This window comes from Paraburkholderia sp. Clong3, assembly GCF_050436485.1.
GTDB lineage: Bacteria > Pseudomonadota > Gammaproteobacteria > Burkholderiales > Burkholderiaceae > Paraburkholderia > Paraburkholderia tuberum.
Map to the genome: position 1 here is coordinate 2,585,912 of NZ_JBNDMH010000003.1, position 15,683 is coordinate 2,601,594.

13 protein-coding genes and 1 pseudogene are annotated in these 15,683 nt (G+C 65.7%); 6 read left to right on the plus strand and 8 right to left on the minus strand.

Features of this window, described 5'->3' with window-relative positions:
* Positions 1–287 precede the first annotated feature (287 nt).
* Positions 288–605: a DUF1840 domain-containing protein gene (locus tag OKW30_RS35210; RefSeq protein ID WP_018423542.1), complete on the minus strand. Its 318-nt coding sequence runs from the start codon at positions 603–605 to the stop codon at positions 288–290.
* Between the two features lie 300 nt (positions 606–905).
* Here OKW30_RS35210 and OKW30_RS35215 point away from each other — a divergent pair, with 300 nt between their 5' ends.
* The 3 genes and pseudogenes from OKW30_RS35215 (at position 906) to OKW30_RS35225 (ending at position 3,664) form a co-directional block, all read left to right on the plus strand.
* Complete coding sequence (locus tag OKW30_RS35215; RefSeq protein ID WP_429348900.1) at positions 906–1,979, plus strand: HPP family protein; 1,074 nt, start codon at positions 906–908, stop codon at positions 1,977–1,979.
* Between the two features lie 117 nt (positions 1,980–2,096).
* Positions 2,097–2,513 carry a MarR family winged helix-turn-helix transcriptional regulator gene (locus OKW30_RS35220; RefSeq protein WP_184063180.1) on the plus strand — a complete coding sequence of 139 codons (417 nt, stop codon included), beginning with the start codon at positions 2,097–2,099 and terminating at the stop codon, positions 2,511–2,513.
* 2 nt (positions 2,514–2,515) lie between these two features.
* Positions 2,516–3,664: pseudogene (locus tag OKW30_RS35225) on the plus strand (chloride channel protein).
* Between the two features lie 78 nt (positions 3,665–3,742).
* On the opposite strand, the gene OKW30_RS35230 reads toward OKW30_RS35225, so the two are convergent.
* Positions 3,743–4,054: a hypothetical protein gene (locus OKW30_RS35230; RefSeq protein WP_184063182.1), complete on the minus strand. Its 312-nt coding sequence runs from the start codon at positions 4,052–4,054 to the stop codon at positions 3,743–3,745.
* 215 nt (positions 4,055–4,269) lie between these two features.
* Positions 4,270–5,172, minus strand: coding sequence for a glutamate/aspartate ABC transporter substrate-binding protein (locus OKW30_RS35235; RefSeq protein ID WP_184063185.1), 903 nt, complete (start codon positions 5,170–5,172; stop codon positions 4,270–4,272).
* Positions 5,173–5,430: 258 nt separating this feature from the next.
* Here OKW30_RS35235 and OKW30_RS35240 point away from each other — a divergent pair, with 258 nt between their 5' ends.
* Complete coding sequence (locus tag OKW30_RS35240) at positions 5,431–6,054, plus strand: LysE family translocator (protein ID WP_184007090.1); 624 nt, start codon at positions 5,431–5,433, stop codon at positions 6,052–6,054.
* Between the two features lie 23 nt (positions 6,055–6,077).
* Here the strand turns inward: OKW30_RS35240 and OKW30_RS35245 are convergent, their stop codons facing one another.
* Complete coding sequence (locus tag OKW30_RS35245) at positions 6,078–7,493, minus strand: PLP-dependent aminotransferase family protein (RefSeq protein ID WP_187630766.1); 1,416 nt, start codon at positions 7,491–7,493, stop codon at positions 6,078–6,080.
* Between the two features lie 185 nt (positions 7,494–7,678).
* Here OKW30_RS35245 and OKW30_RS35250 point away from each other — a divergent pair, with 185 nt between their 5' ends.
* On the plus strand, positions 7,679–9,007 hold the full coding sequence (locus OKW30_RS35250) for an aspartate aminotransferase family protein (protein WP_429348901.1): 1,329 nt from the start codon (positions 7,679–7,681) through the stop codon (positions 9,005–9,007).
* A 100-nt stretch (positions 9,008–9,107) separates the two neighbouring features.
* Here the strand turns inward: OKW30_RS35250 and OKW30_RS35255 are convergent, their stop codons facing one another.
* Positions 9,108–9,632: a DUF6496 domain-containing protein gene (locus OKW30_RS35255; RefSeq protein ID WP_184063192.1), complete on the minus strand. Its 525-nt coding sequence runs from the start codon at positions 9,630–9,632 to the stop codon at positions 9,108–9,110.
* Between the two features lie 195 nt (positions 9,633–9,827).
* Here OKW30_RS35255 and OKW30_RS35260 point away from each other — a divergent pair, with 195 nt between their 5' ends.
* Positions 9,828–10,079: a hypothetical protein gene (locus tag OKW30_RS35260; protein WP_018423554.1), complete on the plus strand. Its 252-nt coding sequence runs from the start codon at positions 9,828–9,830 to the stop codon at positions 10,077–10,079.
* Between the two features lie 128 nt (positions 10,080–10,207).
* On the opposite strand, the gene OKW30_RS35265 is transcribed toward OKW30_RS35260, so the two are convergent.
* The 3 genes from OKW30_RS35265 to OKW30_RS35275 all read right to left on the minus strand — a co-directional run bounded on the left by OKW30_RS35265 (position 10,208) and on the right by OKW30_RS35275 (position 15,670).
* Entirely contained in the window at positions 10,208–11,416 is a 1,209-nt protein-coding gene (locus OKW30_RS35265; RefSeq protein ID WP_184063193.1) for an ABC transporter substrate-binding protein, read from the minus strand.
* Between the two features lie 103 nt (positions 11,417–11,519).
* Complete coding sequence (locus tag OKW30_RS35270; protein ID WP_429348902.1) at positions 11,520–15,167, minus strand: molybdopterin cofactor-binding domain-containing protein; 3,648 nt, start codon at positions 15,165–15,167, stop codon at positions 11,520–11,522.
* A complete protein-coding gene (locus OKW30_RS35275) occupies positions 15,164–15,670 on the minus strand; it encodes a (2Fe-2S)-binding protein (RefSeq protein ID WP_429349224.1) in 507 nt (168 codons plus the stop codon). The genes OKW30_RS35270 and OKW30_RS35275 overlap by 4 nt, the downstream gene beginning before the upstream one ends.
* Between the last annotated feature and the right edge of the window lie 13 nt (positions 15,671–15,683).

The following is a 15,683-nucleotide window of genomic DNA, read 5'->3' on the forward strand; positions in this document are numbered from 1 at the left end:
GACCGAGCGGTCCATGCCTCGTGCGGCGAACCGTTCGGCCATCTCACGAGCACCACCGCTCCGCTGGACAACTGGTCGACAACGGTGCCGCCATACACGCCGATCACACTGCTTCGCACCCCCGTGCCGCACGATGCGGTGCAAGAGCCGCACACCGGCTGCGGGTACCGGCCGGTCTGCTGCGAGGGTGAGAACGCATAGGCAAGCGGAACGGCGCAAACCGAAATAAGGACGATTGCGAAACGTCGACACGACGCAAGTTGTTTCATCGCGATTCCCTCGACGAACTACAGCCCCCAGATGATGTCCGCGTCCGAGTCGCGCGCCGCACGCATCATGTCCAGAAACGGCCACGCGCGCTGCGACAGCCGGTTGCGCGACTCGCGTTGATTACTGGTTGAGCAGTGCAATGCTTCGAGGGTCGTTTCCGCGGCCGCGTCTTCGGTGATGGCGGTTTCGAGCCGATCGATCGCCCGGGGCAGCTCGTCGTGGCTGATAACGCCCCGCGCGCCGAGCCGCTTGCCGATCAGACCAAGCAGATATTGTGCGAGATCCCTGAGCATGACGACATCCGGCGACGCCGTCGATTGAAACGTGATCATCATGATGGCTCCTTTATCGGTCTATCAGGCAACGGCCAACCAGTCCTCTCAATCCGTCTGCTCTCATTTTATATCACGACGTGACAAAAAAGAACGCGCCGAGGGGTGATTTAAGGGCCATGCTGAAGCACGTCGGCTGTGTTCTCGACTGTCTGCGAGATGCGACAGATTCCGCGCGCCGCGCGGGGGGGCGGAGAACTTTTATATCATATTGACATATAATCATGACCAGACTGTATTCGCGTTGCCAGGTTTTCCCGGTAATCTCGGGCCCGGCATCATCGACTACTTTCTGCTCCTAGCTTGTCCCGCTCTCCTGCTCTCGGCTGGCTTGCCAGCTTTCTCCCTGCACCGGTCACCGTGAAATGGCACGAGCGTGCTCGTTCGTGCCTCGGCGCGCTGCTCGGCATCGCGTTCACCGGCGGTCTGATGTATCTGCTGCTCGGTCCCGTCGCAAATATTCCGCTGCTCGTCGCGCCGATGGGCGCTTCCGCCGTGTTGCTGTTCGCGGTGCCCGCGAGCCCGCTGGCGCAGCCGTGGTCGATCATCGGCGGTAGCCTCGTGTCCGCGACGGTCGGCGTAACCTGCGCGATGCTGATCGGCGATCCGACGCTGGCGGCCGCCCTCGCGGTGGCGCTGTCGATCTCCGACATGTTCGCGCTGCGCTGCGTGCACCCGCCGTCGGGCGCGGTCGCGTTGACCGCGGTGCTGGGCGGCCCGGTCATTCATGCGCTCGGCTACCGCTTCGTGCTCGAACCGATCGCGATCCAGTCGGCCGCGCTGCTGTTCGCGGCGCTCGTCTATCACGCGGCAACCGGCCACCGTTATCCGCATGCGGGACGCCAGGACCGCGCGACGCCGAGCCAGGCCGCCGACGAAGCCGCGCGCGTCGGCTTCACGCGCGAAGACGTCAAAGCCGTGCTCGGGCGCCGTGACGCACTGCTCGACATCGACACCGACGATCTCTATTCGCTGCTGCGCGAAACGCAGCTTCAGGCGTTCTCGCGCAGCTTCAACGAACTGCGCTGCGAAGACGTGATGTCGCGCCACGTCGTGTCGGTGTCGCCGGGCACGCGCGCCGATTTCGTCGACAGAAGAAGCTTCGGCGCGCTCGGTCCGATCCTGAACTACTTCGACGGCTGGCTGCGCGGCGATGCGCTTCGCACGTCGAACGTCGGCAGCGTGATGACCGTCGACGTCTGCACCGTCGCCCCCACCGATCCGATCACGGAACTGGTGCCGATGTTCGCGAACTTCGGCCATCACCACATCCCGGTGCTCGATCGCGCGGGCCGCGTGGTCGGCATGATCACGCAGGTGGACCTGATCTCCGGCCTGTATCGGCAAACCGCCACCCGAGCCCGCGAGGCGGCCTGATTTTCAACTAAAAGACCGAGCAGACCTGCCGCGCGATGCCGTTGCGACGGCCGCAATTCGCTTAAATACATCATCACGTGATATATTTTCGGTTTTCTTCACATTGGCGGACTTGCCATGAAAGTACGGACTCGCAAGCTCGTTAAGAGCGATTTCGAGCAGTTGTCGCAGTTTCGCTATCAGATGCGGCGCTTCGAGCGCTTCTCGGAGCAGGCCGCGCAAAGCGAGGGCATCACGCCGTTGCAATACCTGTTGTTGCTGCACATCAAGGGCTATCCGGAGCGCGACTGGGCGACCGTCGGCGAACTCGCGGAGCGTCTGCAGGCGCAACATCACGGCGTCGTCGCGCTGGTATCGCGCTGCGAGGCACTGAATCTCGTGCGCCGCCAGGTCAGCGAGACCGATCGCCGCCAGGTTGAAGTACACCTCGAAAGAGCGGGAGAACGGGTACTCGAACGGCTTGCGGCACTGCATCGCGCCGAATTGAGATCGCTCGAAGGCTCCTTCCAGGTTCCACGGATCGACCTCGACTAACCATGAGCATGGATTCCCACATACGCGACTTCGCGGCGAATGCACGGCTGCCCGGCATCTTCGCGCTCGCCGCGGGCATCGGCTTCGTCAGCACGATTGCCGCCTTTGTTCTGCTGAACCTGATTCGCCTGTTCACCAATCTGTTTTTCTTCGGCACGCTGTCGTTCGTCGACCGTTCGCCCGCCACCCATACGCTTGGCATTTGGGTGATCGGCGTGCCGGTGATCGGTGGTTTGATCGTCGGGCTGATGGCGCGCTTCGGCTCCGAAAAGATTCGCGGCCACGGCATTCCCGAGGCGATCGAGGCGATCCTGTTCGGCAAGAGCAAGATGTCGCCGAAAGTGGCGGTGCTCAAGCCGTTGTCGTCGGGCATCGTGATCGGCAGCGGCGGGCCGTTCGGCGCGGAAGGCCCGATCATCATGACCGGCGGCGCGCTCGGCTCGCTGATCGCGCAGTGCGTGAAGGTCACGTCGGCGGAATGCAAGACGCTGCTCGTGGCGGGCGCGGCGGCCGGCATGGCCGCGACGCTTGGTGCCACGCTCGGCGCGCCGCTGACGGCCATCGTGTTCGCGTTCGGCCTCAGGCACGACGCCAACGCGCTGTTGCCGCTCCTGACGGCAACGCTGATCGCGCACGGCTTCTCCACGGTCGTGATGCGGCGCTCGATCATGACCGAGAAAATCGCGCGACGCGGCTATCACATCTATCGCGAGTACGGCGTCACGACGCTCGGCGCAACGCTGCAGACGCTGTTCGGCGCGAACCAGCTGTGCCGCGCGTAACCGGTGGTACGCGACGGCGCGGTGATCGGCGTGGCCGGCCGCATGTTGCTCGAACGCTTCTGCGCCGAGGACACGGAACGCAAGCGCGCGATGACGCTCGCCGACGTGTTCGCGCAACACAACACCGCGTTTGCTCTGTCATCCGAAACCTGCCGGCTGGTGGCGACGCGGCTCGCCGTGCTGGGGCTCGAACGCCTGCCGGTGGTCGCCGATCGCAACAGCATGCGTCTGGTGGGGATCCTGTCGCGCAGCGATCTGGTCAAGCCGTCGCTCGCGCACTTCGAAGAAGAACACAAACGGGAACGGTTCCGTCGTATCGGGCCGTCGCTCAGCAAGCGCCGGTTCGCGCCGGTTCGCGCCGGTTCGTAAAGCCAGCTAAAAAGACCGCCGCAAAAATCAAAGGCCGAGCCCCCGTTAGGGTCTCGGCCTTTTTATTCGCGCACGGAGCTATTTGCCCGCGCCACGCGACTCGACGCAACCCAGCACGAGCGTGTCGCCCGATTTCGCGCCGGGACCCAGCGCCGCAGTGTGGAAGTCCGCGTGGTCGCATTGCCATTCGGCGTGGAAGTCGCGTGGGCATGCCATCGTCGTGCCACCTTTGTGCAGGCCGGGCAGCGCGTAATCGCAAGTTTCCCGTCCGTTGCAATGACGCTCGAGCTCACGAGTCAGGTTGCCGCGCGGCGCGCCGCAATTCTCGCCATAAGTGCCCGATACGATCGTAATCGCGCGCATTTGTGCGTCGGCGTTTGCGGACACCATGAATACGCCGCTTGCCAACGCCAGCGCAGCACGAAGAATTCCACTGGGGAAAATCCGTCCGCGCCGCGAAGATTCCATCGGCCTCTTCACTTTGCACCTCCGTTCCCGCTATAGGTGACGTTCAACCGAAACCCGCCGCCTATAGCCAGGTATAGAGGAAAGAGCAAAAGACTGCCACTAGAAACCATTCCTACGCGCAATAGCGGCCAAAGCCGTTATTCGAGCGCCTTGTCGTTCGGCTGCGCGTACAGCTGCTTCAGCGAATCGCTCATCGGAAAGTCGAAGCTGATGTTTTTCGGCGGCACCGGCTTGATGAACCATCGGTCGTACATCGTGTGGATTTCCGGTCCTTTCATCACCTGTTCGAGCGTGTCGTCGACGAGCTTTCTGAACTCCGGATCGTCGCGTCGCAACATGAAGCCATACGCTTCCGACGATTGCGGCGTGCCGGTGATGATCCAGTCCGACGGCTTCGCGGTCAGCGTGCGCGTGCCGGCCAGCAACACGTCATCCATCATGTACGCGACGGCGCGGCCGCTTTCGAGCGTGAGACGCCCTTCGCCGTAATCTTTCGCGCTGATGATCTGCATGTTCATCTTCTTGTCCTCGTTCATCTTGCGCAGGATGCGCTCGGACGTCGTGCCCTGATTCGTCACGACCGTCTTGCCCGCGAGATCCGGAAAGTCCTTGATGCCCGAGTCCTTGCGCGTCAGAAGACGCGTCGTCGCGACGAAGAACGTGTCGGCGAACGCCACCTGGCTTTGGCGCGCGACGAGATTGGTCGTCACGCCGCATTCGAGATCGACCGTGCCGTTCTGCACGAGCGGAATGCGATTCTGCGAGGTGACCGGGATGAAGCGCACCTTGAGGTCCGGACGCTTCGTTTTCGCCTTGACCGCATCGATGACCTTGTTGCACAGGTCCTGCGAAAAGCCGACCACCTCGTTGTTCGCGTCGACGTACGAGAACGGCACCGACGTCTCGCGATGGCCAATCGCGATCACGCCGCTTCGCTGGATCTTCGCGAGCGTGGACGTCGCGTCCTGCGCAAACGCGCCCGGACTCGCCAACGTTGCCGCCACGAGCATGGCAACAGTGGACCAATTCATCACTTTCATGGGTATCTCCAATCGTGCAGCAGGTTCCTGATGGATGGCGGGCTGCTGCGCCAGCCGTCTACATATGTTGCCATTAAAAAAATAAATGCAACATATGTTAACTACCGAGTGTTGAAACGCCGCGTGGCGACGCTTTCCGGCCAATCAAGTCATCATCGATCCGTACCGGACATCATTTTCAAAACCGTACAGGTACTGTACCGGCCCCTGTCGCTAGAATGAGCCTCACCGTTTTCTGTTGGCGACACCGGAGCCCCCATGTCTTTCGTCACTCTCAGCGCGCTGCCCGCCGGCATCCTGTTCGCGCTCGTCACCTCGATCACGCCCGGTCCGAACAACACGATGCTGCTCGCGTCGGGCGTCAATTTCGGCTTTCGCCGCACGCTGCCCCATCTGTCCGGCATCAGCGTCGGCGTGGTGCTGTTGATGCTGTCGGTCGGCATCGGCCTCGGCGAGGCGTTCGTGCATTTCCCCGTGCTGTACACGGTGCTCGAAGTCGTCAGCGTCGCTTATCTGCTGTATCTGGCGTGGAAAATCGGCACGTCGGGCGAACTGAAGCTCAGGAACGGCGAGCGTCGCCCGATGCGCTTTCACGAGGCGATCGCGTTTCAGTGGGTCAATCCGAAGGCGTGGATGATGGTGCTGACCGCCGCGACGACGATTCACCTGAGCAACAGCTTCGGCATGAACGCCGTCGCGATGGCTGCGGTGTTCTATGTGATCGGCTTTCCGTGCATCTGCGTGTGGGCCGGTTTCGGCACCGCGATGCGCGAGGTGCTGTCGAACCCGAAGCGGCTGCGCGTCTTCAACATCGCGATGGCGCTGCTGCTGGTCGCGTCGCTGTATCCGATCGCGCTGAAGCTGATCGGGCACGGCGGCTGAGCTTTCGGCGCGCGCCGCCGCGTCTACCACGCCCCCTGCCCGACCCGCTCGATGAAGCGCCACAACGCGTCGTCGCTCGAATACGGCGCGTTGAAGCGGAACCACGCGCTCGGCGCGTCGTCGGGACGGAAGTAGGAGCCCGGTGCGAGCCAGATGCCGTGCGCGAGCGCGGCGGTCGCGACCTCGGCGGCGCGCTCCGCTTCGATCGGCAGACGCGCCAGCATGAAGAGCCCCGCGCGCGGCCGGTGAAACACCTCGAGCCCGAGCGCGTCCAGCCGTTCTTCGAGTGCCACGTGCGCGAGTTTCAGCCGTTCGTTGACCATCTCGACGTGGCGCGCGTAACGCCCTTCCACCAGCACCTTGTCGACGATCCGCTCGATCGTTTCCGACGACGTCAGCCCCACCGCCATCTTCGTGCGCGCGAGTTCGCGCAGCACCGCCTGCTCGGCCACCACATAGCCGCAGCGCAGCGACGGCGTCACCGTCTTCGAAAAGCCGCCGACGTGCAACACGCGCTGCAAGCCTTCCATCGCCGCCAGTAGCGGCGCGCCGGCCGGCGCGAGTTCGCGGCTCACGTCGTCCTCGATCACCCAGATGCGCTCGCGCTCGGCGATCTGCAGCAAGCGGAACGCGGCCGACATGCCGAAGGTCGCGCCGGTCGGATTCTGGAGCGTGGTGTTGACGAAGATCGCCTTCGGCTTGTGCCGCGCGACCAGCGTTGCGAGAACGTCCGTATCGACGCCGGCCGGCGTGCGCGGCACGCCATGCACGACCAGCCCGGCGAGCTTCAGGATCTGCAGCAGATTGCAGTAGCCGGGATCTTCGACGATCACCGCATCGCCCGCGCGCAGCAGCGTGCGCACGATCAGATCGAGCCCCTGCGTCGCGCCCTGCGTGAGCAGCACGTTCGCGACGTCGACGGGCAGCCCGCGCCGGTCGAGTTGTTCGGCGATGCGCTCGCGCAGCGGCGCGAAGCCGTACGGATGGCCATAGTCGCCGAGCCGCGCGGCCGGCACCCGGCTCAGCGCGCGCAGCGAGTGCTGCAGGCCGCTCTCGTTGGTCCATTCGCTCGGCAGCCAGCCGCAGCCCGCCTTGATCGGCACCGAGTGATCGGCGAACACGTCGGACAGCAGCCACGTCGCGGTCAGGCTCGGCGGCGTCCAGTCGGCGACGGCCGCGCGCGTGGACGGCGAGCGCGCCGCCACCCGATAGCCGGAGCCGCGCCGCGCGACCACGAGCCCCATCGACACCAGCCGGTTGTACGCCTCGGTCACGGTGAAGGTGCTCAGCGCGTGGCTTTGGGCAAGCTGCCGCACCGACGGCAGCAGTGCGCCGGCGCGCAGCGATTGCGAGTCGATCGCGCGCGCGAAGCTCTGCACGACCTGTTCGACGAGCGTCGGCGCCGCGCGCCGGTCGCGTTGAAGGTCCAGTTCGATCATGTTTCGGGCGAAAAACGAGGGGCAAAAAGACGGACCGCGGACCGCCCGCTTACCGGAACGGTTCGCGCGAATCCACCAGCACAGTTGACACCACACTTGGTCAACTGTTTATGCCGCCATTAAACCGCGAGGGCTACAGTTTGGCTACGCTTAAAGCCCCAACCGCGCCACTTCGAGGAGATGCCATGACTTCGCGCCCCGTCATCGACGATCTGTCGTCCTTCTGGATGCCCTTCACCGCCAACCGCCAGTTCAAGGCCGCGCCGCGCCTGCTGGAATCGGCGAAGGGCATGTACTACCGAAGCACCGACGGGCGCGAGATTCTCGACGGTTGCGCCGGGCTGTGGTGCGTGAACGCCGGCCATGGCCGCGATGAAATCATCGCCGCGATCACGCAGCAGCTGTCGACGCTCGACTTCGCGCCGACCTTCCAGATGGGCCACCCGCTCGCGTTCGAAGCGGCGAAGAAGGTTGCCGAGCTGATGCCGGAAGGGCTCGATCGCATCTTCTTCACGAACTCGGGCTCCGAATCGGTCGACACCGCGCTGAAAATCGCGCTCGCCTACCATCGCGCACGCGGCGAAGGCCAGCGCACGCGTCTGATCGGCCGCGAGCGCGGCTATCACGGCGTCGGTTTCGGCGGGATTTCGGTCGGCGGTATCGCGCCGAATCGCAAGACGTTTTCGGGGGCGCTGTTGCCGGCGGTCGATCATCTGCCGCACACGCACCACCTCGAACACAACGCGTTCTCGAAAGGCCAGCCCGCATGGGGCGCGCATCTGGCCGAGGAGCTGGAGCGCATCGTCGCGCTGCACGACGCTTCGACGATCGCCGCGGTGATCGTCGAACCGGTGGCCGGCTCGACCGGCGTGCTGGTTCCGCCGCAAGGCTATCTGCAGAAGCTGCGCGAGATCTGCACGAAGCACGGCATCCTGCTCATCTTCGACGAGGTGATCACGGGCTTTGGCCGCCTCGGCAAGGCGACCGCGAGCGAACACTTCGGCGTCACGCCGGACCTGATCACGCTGGCGAAGGCGATCAACAACGCGTCGATTCCGATGGGCGCGGTCGCGGCGAGCCGCACGATCCACGACACGGTCGTCGGCAGCGGCGCGGCGGGCGCGATCGAACTGTTCCACGGCTACACGTACTCGGCGCATCCGGCGGCTGCCGCGGCCGCGATCGCGACGCTCGATCTGTACCAGCGCGACCAGCTGTTCGAGCGCGCGGCCAGCCTCGCGCCGACGTTCGAAGCCGCCGCGCATGGGCTGCGCGGCGCGAAGCACGTGAAGGACGTGCGCAATCTCGGCCTCGTCGCGGGCATCGAGCTCGAATCGCGCGACGGAGCGCCGGGCGCGCGCGCCTACGAGGCGTTCGTCAAATGCTTCGAGGCAGGCGTGCTGATCCGTTTCACCGGCGACATCCTCGCGTTCTCGCCGCCGCTGATCATCGACGAAGAGCAGATCGCGCGGCTCTTCCGCACCGTTGGCGAGGTGCTGGCGACGGTGCAGTAAGAAGGCCCGCCAGCGCGCCACCAGGCGACGACGAAAGAGCGGCGGCACGCGCATGCGTGCGCCGCTCTTTTTTATTGCTGCCGCTTTGCGAGCCGCAAGCTCAGTGATGCGCGCGCGACGCCCGCGTTTGCGCGGCCTTTTTCGCGGCAGCGGAGCGTCCAGCCGCGCCCTTCGTCGCAGCGGCCTTTTTGGCTGCGGCCGAGCGGCTCGCGGCTGGCCGCTTGGCCGCCGCCGACTTCGCCTGCTTCGACATCGCCGCCGACGACGCCCCGGCCTTGCTCTCGCGCTCGAGCACGCTCTCCGACACACGCGAGCGTTTCGCGCTCGACTCCTTGCTCGCACTCTTCTTCGCGGCGCCTTCGTGCTTGCCCGCCGCGCTGTCCTTCTGCGCTTTCTTGCGGGTCGCCTCGCTCGTGGCGCCCTTCTTCGGCGGCTTTACGTCGACGCCCGCGCGCCGCGCCTCGGACAACCCGATCGCGATCGCCTGCTTCGGCGAGCGCACGCCGTGCTTGCCGGCGCGGACCTTGTCCACCTGTTCCTTGACGAACTCTCCCGCTTGAGTACTCGCTGATTTGCCGGCGCGTTTATCGGCCTCGGCACGCTTCAAGGTTTTCTGCTCTGGCATGACGGTTCTCCGGTTATGGGTGAGTCTCTATCGTTCAGCAACGAGCGTGCCGGAGCGCCCATCCGCGCCATGGTCCGGCGGCGGTTGCGCGGCGGGACTCGCGTGCGTCGGCGGGACGGCGTATGGTGGTGGACATGGGACGGGAGTAAGCGCCGAAGCGCAAACTCAAATCGACCGCCTTGCATGGAGACAGCCATGAAGATAGTTACGGTTCGCGCTGGCACGCATATCGAGGGCGTGCACTGGATCGCCGAGTACGTCGAGGACGTCCACGAAATTCGCGTGTTCCGCGAGGGGCAGGAAGTGGACGTGCACAACGCGCCGTCCACACTGTTCGGCGATGAAGAAAACGCGGGCTCGAAAAACACCGCCGATCATCGCGCGATGGAAGCGGCCGTGCTCGCTTATCTGAAGCGCTTCGTCACGGAGCACGACGCGGAAGAGTAGGTTTCGCCGACGGCAACCGCCGCTTTCAAAGCCGCCCGCACGTGGCAAAAGCCGCTGCGGACGTGCATTCACCAACACTCGCGCGGCCATTGCGCGGCAGTCACGACGGACCGCCGCGCGCCACGTCCTCAATCCGCCGGGCGCAGTTTCTTCACCTCGGCGTCCGATGGCTGCACGCTCGCGCCATCCACATAGCGGTACGACGTCATCACACCCTTGCCGTCCTTCACGCCGGTCACGCCGACATACGCGCCCATCGTCGACTGATTGTCCTGCGCGCGGTACATGATCGGGCCGAAGGGCGTCTGCACGTTGAGCCCCTTGAACGCGGCGGCGAGTTTGTCCGGATCGGTCGAACCCGCCTTCTTGATGCCGTCCGCGATCGACATCAGCGCTGAATAGCCGACCACCGAGCCCAGCCGCGGATAGTCGTGATATTTCGCCTGATACGTGTCGACGAACTGCTTGTTCGCGGCCGTATCGATCGAATACCACGGGTAGCCGGTCACGATCCAGCCGGTCGGCGCTTCGGCGCCGAGCGGATCGAGGTAGTCGGGCTCGCCGGTCAGGAGCGACACCACCGCGCGATCCTTGAAGAGCCCGCGCGTATTGCCCTCGCGCACGAACTTGCCGAGGTCGGCGCCGAACAGCACGTTGAAGATCGCGTCGGGCTTCGCGTCGGCGATCGCCTGGGTCACGGCGCCCGCGTCGACGTTGCCGAGCGGCGTCGCCTGTTCGACGACGAACTGCACGTCCGGCTGCGCGGCCGTCAGCAGCTTCTTGAAGGTCGCCACCGCCGATTGCCCGTACTCGTAGTTCGGATACACGATCGCCCAGCGCTTCTTCTTCAGCTTCGCGGCCTCGGGCACCAGCATCGCGACCTGCATGTAGGTCGAAGGACGCAGACGGTACGTGTATTTGTTGCCATCGGCCCAGACGATCTTGTCGGTCAGCGGTTCGGCCGCGAGGAAGAAGATCTTCTTCTGCTTCGCGAAGTCGGCGAGCGCGAGGCCCGTGTTCGACAGGAAGCCGCCGAACAGCACCTGCACCTGCTCGCGCGCGATCAGCTCCTGGGCGACGCGGATCGTGTCGCCGGGGTTGCCGTTGTCGTCGCGCGAAATAACTTCGAGCTGCTTGCCGAGCACGCCACCCGCCGCGTTCACCTGCTCGAGTGCGAGATTCCAGCCTTGCTTGTAAGGCCCGAGAAAGGCAGGCTGCGCCTTGTAGCTATTGATCTCACCGATCTTGATGGTCTGCTGTGCGCTCGCGCCGGCCGCGGCAAACGAGCACACGGTCGACACCATGAGGCGAGAGATCCATCCTGCGCGCGTGGTCATGCGTTTCTCCGTTATCAGAAGGAATGGTGGTTTTAGTCAGACATGCGAACGTGAGGACGTGCAAGCGCGTGGACCTGCGCACCTTCGGACGACGGCTGGCGGCTCATTGCTCGCGCGGTTCCGCGCGGATTCTGGCCACGTTCGCGGCGACGTCCTGCCATGCCGGCTTGCCGCCCGCGAACTGCGCGCGCAGGAACGACACGAGCTCGGCGACCTGGGCGTCGTTGAAACTGTCGCGGTAAGCCGGCATCGTACCGAGTTCGGGCCGCGCAGGCGAGCCGATGCCGTCGAGAATCACGCGAATCAGGTTGTCCGGCGTCGCGCCGTGCAGGTTCGTGTTCAGCGCCAGCGACGGATGTGCGCCGAACAACTGAGGTCCGCTGCCAGCGTGATGGCACGCGGCGCACGCGCCGTCGAAAAGCCGCGCACCCGCCGTGACCGGCGCGCCCGTCATCGCGCTGGCCTGTTCGTATTCGCGCGCGGTCGCGGCCGGATCGGCGTTCGGCTCCAGCGGATTGAGCGACGCGAGATAGACGGCCATCGCGCGGATATCGCTGTCGGGCAGCGCCGCCAGATCGCCGATCACCGGCGCCATCGGCCCGGCCGCGACGCCGTGCAACGGCGCGTGACCGTCGCGCAGATAGCGGAACAGTTCGTCCTCGCTCCACGGCACCGGCGCATTCGACAACGCCGACAGCGCGGGCGCTTCCCAGCCCTCGGCGCTGCCTCCGCCCATGAACGCCGCGCCGGTTTTCTCGGCGCCGAACGCGTTGCGCGGCGTGTGGCACGCGCTGCAATGGCCAAGGCCATTCACCAGATACGCGCCGCGATTCCATTGCGCGCTCTGCGCGGGGTTGGCGGTAAACGCGGTGCGGCCGAGAAACAGGCCGTTCCATGCAGCCATCAGCGGACGCACGCTGAAAGGAAACGCGAGCTTCGTTGCGGGCGGCCGGCTGCGCACCGGCGTTTGCGACATCAGATACGCGTAGAGCGCATGCAGATCGTCATCGGAAATGTTCTGGAAAGACGTGTACGGAAACGCCGGATACAGCCGATGACCGTCACGGCTGATGCCGTGCCGCATCGCGCGCACGAACGCTTCGAGCGACCAGTGGCCGATCCCGGTCTGGCCGTCGGGCGTGAGGTTGGTGCTGTAGACGATGCCGAACGGGGTCGCGAGCGGCTTGCCGCCGGCGTTCGGCACGCCGTTGTGGGCGGTATGGCAAACCGCGCAATTACCGAGCGACGCGAGCAGCTTGCCGCGCGCGACCAGTTCCGGCGCAAACGCGCTTGCAAGCGGCGGCGTGATCGGCGCAAGCGGCGCGCTGGAAACCGAGGCAAACGACAGCGCGCCAAGCCAGCCGACCGCGCCCGCGGCCAACCAGCCGAAAAAGCCGCGCCGCCAGCGCTTTTTCCTGCGCGCCGCCGCCGCGTCTTCCGCCTGCGCGTCGGCGAGCGCGGCGCGGATCTTTTCCGGCGTGAACGGCGGGCGACGGAAACGCACCCCCGTCGCGTCGTACAGCGCATTGGCGATGGCGGCCGCGCCGGGCAGCGACGCCGACTCGCCCGCGCCCATCGGCGGCTCGCCGTGGCGCGGCATCATCACGACGTCGATCACCGGCACTTCGCGGAACGTCAGGATCGGATACGCGCCCCACTCCTGGCTCGTCACCGCGTTGTCGCCGAACCTGACCTGCTCCTTCAGGGCGCGGCTCGTCGTCTGGATCACGTTGCCGTGAATCTGGTGACGCACGCCATCCGGATTGACCATCGTGCCGGTGTCCTGGCCGACCACGACGCGCGTGACCGCCAGTTCGCCGCTGTTGCGATTGACTTCGACGTCGGCGACCCACGCGGACCATGCCGCGCCGAACCCCGGGAATTTGCTGTGCACGTAGCGCGCGTACGCGATGCCGCGGCCGCGCGCGATGTTGCCGTCTTCGTCGTCCTCGCCGCGCGTTCTGAACGCGGGTTCGCGCGGTTCCCACCCGGCTTTCGCCGCGACCGCCTTGACGAGGTCGATCGCGCGCGGATCGGTCAGATGCGTGAGGCGGAATTCGACCGGATCGACGCCGGCCTGCTCGGCCAGTTCGTCGATGAACGACTCGTGCGCGAACGTGTTCGGCAACGCGGACACACCGCGCAGCCACGCGGCGCGCACGATCGGCGGCGTGTCGTCGCAGACGATGCGCATGCTGCGATAGTCGTACGGCGGCACGGCCGTGCGGTCGCCCATCTCGAACACCTGCGGCTGCGCGGAAATCGTGCCGGTCAGCAGCAGCGCGAGCGTGGGGGCGTCGTTCGACGGATAGCGCGTCGCAAAGTCGTAGGCGGCCAGTTCGCCTTCGGCGGTGAGCGCGCCGCGTACGTCCATCAGTTGCGCGGCGCCCTTCGGTTCCCACGCGTGTTCGTCCTCGCGCGATAGCTGCACGCGCACCGGCGCGCCGACCGCGCGCGACAGCAGCGCGGCGTCGGCGGCGACGTCGTCAGCGCAATTTCGTCCGTAGCAGCCCGCCGCATCCATCCGCACGATGTCGATGCGCGCTTCGTCGAGTGTCAGCAATAACGCGAGGTCGGCGCGCAGCGAATGCGGGTTCTGCGTGCCGGACCAGATTTTCAGCTGCGTGTCGTCGCCGTCTCCGTTGCGATAGTCCGCGACCGCGCACGACGGGCCGATCGATGCGTGCATCTGGAACGGCCACACGTAAGTGCGTTCCAACGTGCGCGATGGGTCTTGCGCGAGCGCCGCATCCACGTCGCCTTCGATCACCAGATCGCGCCGCGTCGCCGGATTCGCGCGCAACGCCGCTTCGACCTGCTCGCTCGTGTCGAGCGGCGGCAGGCCATCGACCGTTTTCCATCGCACGTCGAGCCGCTGCGCCGCCTGTTGCGCAATCTCCTCACGCTCGGCGACGATACCGACGAAATCGCGAATCACGACCACCTTGACGATGCCAGGCAAATCGCGAATCGCCGCTTCGTTCACTTCCAGCAGGCTATGCCCGATGAACTCACCCTGCGCGACGCCCGCATAAGGCGGCCGCACCACGCGTCCATGCAGCATGCCGGGCACGCGCACGTCGTGCACGAAGCTCAGCTCACCGGTCGCCTTCGCGGGAATGTCGACACGCGGCGCGCTTTTACCGACGACGCGATACGCGTGCGGCGGTTTCAAAGGCGCATCGTTCGACAGCAGCAGTTCGACACGCTGGCCTTTGATCAGCTCGCCATAGTGAATGCCCTGCGCCGGGTCGCCATCGCGTGGAAACACGCGGCTGTCCTGCACGTCGAGATCGTTCGCATCTACATTCAGGCGCGCGGCCGCTTGCGCGACCAGATACTGACGCGCTTGCGCCGCCGCCTGCCGCAGCGGCACCGCCGAAATCTGGATCGTCGCGCTGGCGATCGTCGGCCCCTGGTTCGGCGTTTCGCCGGTATGGCCGAGCACGATCGATACACGCGTCAACGGCACATCGAGTTCTTCCGCGACGATCTGCGCGAGCGCGGTGCCGATGCCGGTGCCCAGGTCCACGTGACCGTTGAACGCGACCACGCTGCCATCGTCGCGCACGACCAGAAACAGATCCGCCTCGGTCGGCACGAACGAAGAACGCGAACCCGGCTGGCCGAGCGCGGCCTTGACCGGTGCATGCGGCGGCCGCGCGACGATCAGCACGCTGTGCGCGTCGTACAGCTGCTTGCGCGACGGCGGCGCGCTACGACGATCGACGCTGAAGTCGGGCCCGGTCATACACGCGCTCCGTCGTGCGCGTCCGTCTGCGCGTCGAGCAATTGCGCCGCGCGCTGCACCGCGCGCACGATCTCGACATGCGTGCCGCAGCGACACAGGTTGCGCGACAGCTCGCGCTGGATCGTCGCGACGCTCGGATGCGGATCGCGATCGAGCAGCGCCTTCGCGGTCATGATCATGCCGTTCAGGCAGTAGCCGCATTGCGCGGCCTGTTCGTCGATGAACGCCTGCTGCACCGGATGCAACGCGGTGCGCGTGCCGAGCCCTTCGAGCGTCGTGATCTCGCGGCCCAGCGCGACTTCGGCGGTCGTCACGCAGGCGCGCGTCGGCATGCCGTCGAGCAGCACGGTGCAGGCGCCGCATTCGCCGAGACCGCAACCGAACTTCGGCCCGTTCAGCGCGAGATCGTTGCGCAGCAAGTAGAGCAGCGGTGTCTGCGCCGCCGCGCTGACCACATGCGTCGCGCCGTTCACCTTCAGCACGAGCTGCGCGGCGCGGTTCATCATGATGCGAGCA